Here is a 3,006-nt window from a genome sequence, read left to right as displayed (position 1 = left end):
AAAACACCTAAAAGCGATGGCTGCAGCTTGGAAAAGTACCGGGAAAAGAGCCGTAATCAATTGGCTATTTTAGAGCAAGTCCCTAGGGTTTTCTCAGAAGGGTCTCTGAATTTTTCCCATCAAGAACAAGGGAGGTTGGCAGCTCATAGTTTAGCTGGAAACTTGGGTATTTTTGGTTTCTCAGAAGGGTCGCGCTTAGCCCGGGAACTTGAAGGTATCTTGCAAGGGGATACTGATTTGGGTGCTGAACAAATCTTCCACTTTCAAGTACTTTTAACGGCTCTGCGCGATGAACTAACCTAGGAAAATATAACTAGGCAACAGAATTGGCTAATCGCATTCTCAACCGCCTTGAAAGAGTGCGACTTCAGGCAGGAAGTTATCCTTAGGGGTTGTCTGAAAAGTCTCATTTGCTACATCCAAGCCCCCTAAATCCCCCCTCATAAGGGTAGGTTTTTTACTTTGACCTCAGGTGTGGGGTGTAGGGGGTGGGGTGTGGGGTGTGGGGGATAAGAAAATATACTTAATTTGTCGTTAACAATCATCATTTCTTCGTTGTTTTCCTTTTTCTCTCCCTCTCGGTCGTCCCATATTTTACCCAAATGTAAAAAACCTACCCCTGTGAGCTAAATCCCCCGACGGGGGACTTTTAGAAGCAAATTGACTCTTCCCCCAAAGTTGGGGGACTAGGGCGTGTTTTCAAACTCGGAGATCCCCCTAAATCCCCCTTAAAAAAGGGGGACTTTGAGGGTGCATCTCATATTTGTAAAAAAGTTGCGTAGGGTGTGTTAGGGGGGGCCTTATTTTCGCCTCGTAGTCAGGGTTTAGACAGCCCGCCCCGTAACGCACCACCTTGTCAAACAACTTTTAGGAGATGCACCCGACTTTGAGTATGGCTCCCCCCTTTTTTAAGGGGGGCTGGGGGGGATCATAATCTTGCGGAAAACTTTGAAGACACGCCCTAGGGGGGCAAAATTCAGTATCAAAAAACTTGGGAGATATCCTCTCAATTCTTAATTCACCATTCTGTCCTCCTTCAAACACAATCGATCCAATAATTCCCTCGGAATTGTCTCAAAATCCTCCAATAAAAAATCCATAATCGCCAGATGGCGCAAGTGACCAGCAGTGGGAGGGTAACAGCGACGACTAGTGTTAAACCAGCCATTAACAGTGTGAACGGAACAGGAGCAGATCAAAGCTATATCTTCGTGAGTTACGTCCCACTTCTGGTAGAACCGTTGCGGTGTCATGCCCAATTGACAATAACTATACAGTCGGATTAGAATTTGCTCTCGTTCCGTGATGGGACAGGGATAGGAATTTTCCTCCCTTGGCTCCCTGTGTTGTCCAAGCTGCTCAAGACCCTCCATTGCTTCACGATAATCGATGGGATGATGTATAAATCGTTTCTTTGCCATTATGATAGAGTTACCTAAACTGTAGTTTGGGATAGAGCCGCGCTTCGTGGTTGGTGTCCGGAAAGCGCGGCTTTTTTTGGGATGTTTATAGTATAACTATTTCCTTGGATTGTTGTCAAGTAAAAAATCAAAAAAATCTGGATAATTTACGAAAATTGTAATAATTAGTTACAATTAAATAGTTAGGATGGTAACAGATTTAGCTAATAGCAAATTAAGCATAGAGTAAGACATAGTTTTTTTGTTTTAAGGGAGCAGTTATAGCGTTTATCGTAGCTATGAGGTACACATTATTTTTTCCCTCTTCCCTCACTTCCCCTCCTGGGAGGGGTTAGGGGTGGGTTCAAACTCGGAGATCCCCCATTATCCCCCTTAAAAAAGGGGGACGAGCGAGTATGGCTCCCCCCTTTTTTAAGGGGGGCTGGGGGGGTACATAATCTTGCGGAAAACTTTGAAAACACGCCCTAGGGGTGGGTTCCTCTTTCCTCTTCTCTGCTCCGAAGTCCCTGCTCCGAAGTCCCTGCTCCCTAAAAACCAGAAATTACCTCACAAGTCGTAGAATTGCTATAAAAATAAATATGTATTAACCTTATTATCTCAAGAGTTTCCTGATTAATTCCTGATTATTATCATTTATAATGCTCCTGATCACACTAGTCACGTGGGTAGAAGTTCTTGATAATATTATTTTATTTTTATCTAATGAAATTTTAGGTAGTCTAACTGGCTGGTCAGCGATCGCTTTTAGCGGAAGCTGAGGCCTTTGGCCACGCTTCGCGTTCGCGTAGCGTCGGCTTTGCCGAAACGCTTCATCGCGTAGCGTCTCTGTAGGAGAATCGCATCGCACCACCCATTTACCTCATTTTCATTCGATCAGAATTTGGAAAAATCTTTAAGTTCCGGTAACCCCAGTTACTTGCCTTAAAAAGACTGTGAATTGATTATTTCGAGTCTGGGGCTAACTGTTGCGCTACTGTTTTTGGTTCTTTATCTATTTCCCTTGTATTTGGATTGAGGTCGATGTCAGGATTGAGTTTTTGCGCTTCTTGATAGGTAGAAATAGCCTCTTTTATTTTCCCCTTTCTTGCTAGTTTTCCTCCCTGACTCACTTTAGCTTGTGCGGCTAACAAGTGCGCTACTGTTGTTGGATCTTTGTCTATTACCTCTGTATCTGGATTCAGGTCGATGTCAGGATTGAGTTTTTGCGCTTCTTTAAATTTTTTAACAGCATTCTTGAGATTTGGCTCTTGTTGTGAAATAGCTCGACCTTGTCTCACCATAAATTCGGCTTTGGTTTTATCTTCCCAATCGGCATACTTGAGACAGGCTTCTCCTGCTTTATTATCTTGATTATTTTTTTGAGGCGTAACGAGGTCAGGATGAAATTGTAACTTATCACATCCCTCTTTTAACAAATTTTGCTCATCTAAACCTATCCACAACCGCACAGTGTTGTCATGACTGCCACTGATAATCTGTTTGCCATCTGGGCTAAAAGCGATCTCAGAGACTATGTGTGTATGACCAACAAATATATTGAGAGGTTGACCGGTTTCTGTGTCCCATAAACACACAATGCGAGAGA

General features: G+C 43.3%; 3 protein-coding genes and 1 pseudogene. 1 reads left to right on the top strand and 3 read right to left on the bottom strand.

Going from position 1 to position 3,006, the window contains the following annotated elements:
- Window positions 1-303, top strand: a 303-nt coding sequence (locus F6K53_RS36385; protein WP_293084316.1) for an Hpt domain-containing protein, incomplete at its 5' end; no start/stop codon positions are given.
- 710 nt (window positions 304-1,013) lie between these two features.
- Here the strand turns inward: F6K53_RS36385 and F6K53_RS36380 are convergent.
- The 3 genes and pseudogenes from F6K53_RS36380 to F6K53_RS36370 form a co-directional block, all read right to left on the bottom strand.
- The gene (locus F6K53_RS36380; RefSeq protein WP_293084313.1) at window positions 1,014-1,421 is read right to left on the bottom strand and encodes a hypothetical protein; all 408 of its coding nucleotides are present in this window, start codon (window positions 1,419-1,421) and stop codon (window positions 1,014-1,016) included.
- A 592-nt stretch (window positions 1,422-2,013) separates the two neighbouring features.
- Entirely contained in the window at window positions 2,014-2,268 is a 255-nt protein-coding gene (locus tag F6K53_RS36375) for a hypothetical protein (protein ID WP_293084310.1), read from the bottom strand.
- Window positions 2,269-2,362: 94 nt separating this feature from the next.
- A pseudogene (locus F6K53_RS36370) lies at window positions 2,363-3,006 on the bottom strand (hypothetical protein); the annotation flags it as partial.

The organism is Moorena sp. SIO4A1, assembly GCF_010672065.1.
In the GTDB taxonomy this organism is placed as follows: Bacteria; Cyanobacteriota; Cyanobacteriia; order Cyanobacteriales; family Coleofasciculaceae; genus Moorena.
Note: the sequence above shows the minus strand (reverse complement) of the source record. Positions and strands in the feature narration are given on the sequence as shown.

Bases quoted from the DNA above. Each gene is read 5' to 3' on its own strand.
- F6K53_RS36380 (WP_293084313.1), bottom strand. From the start codon at position 1,421: ATGGCAAAGAAACGATTTATACATCATCCCATCGATTATCGTGAAGCA.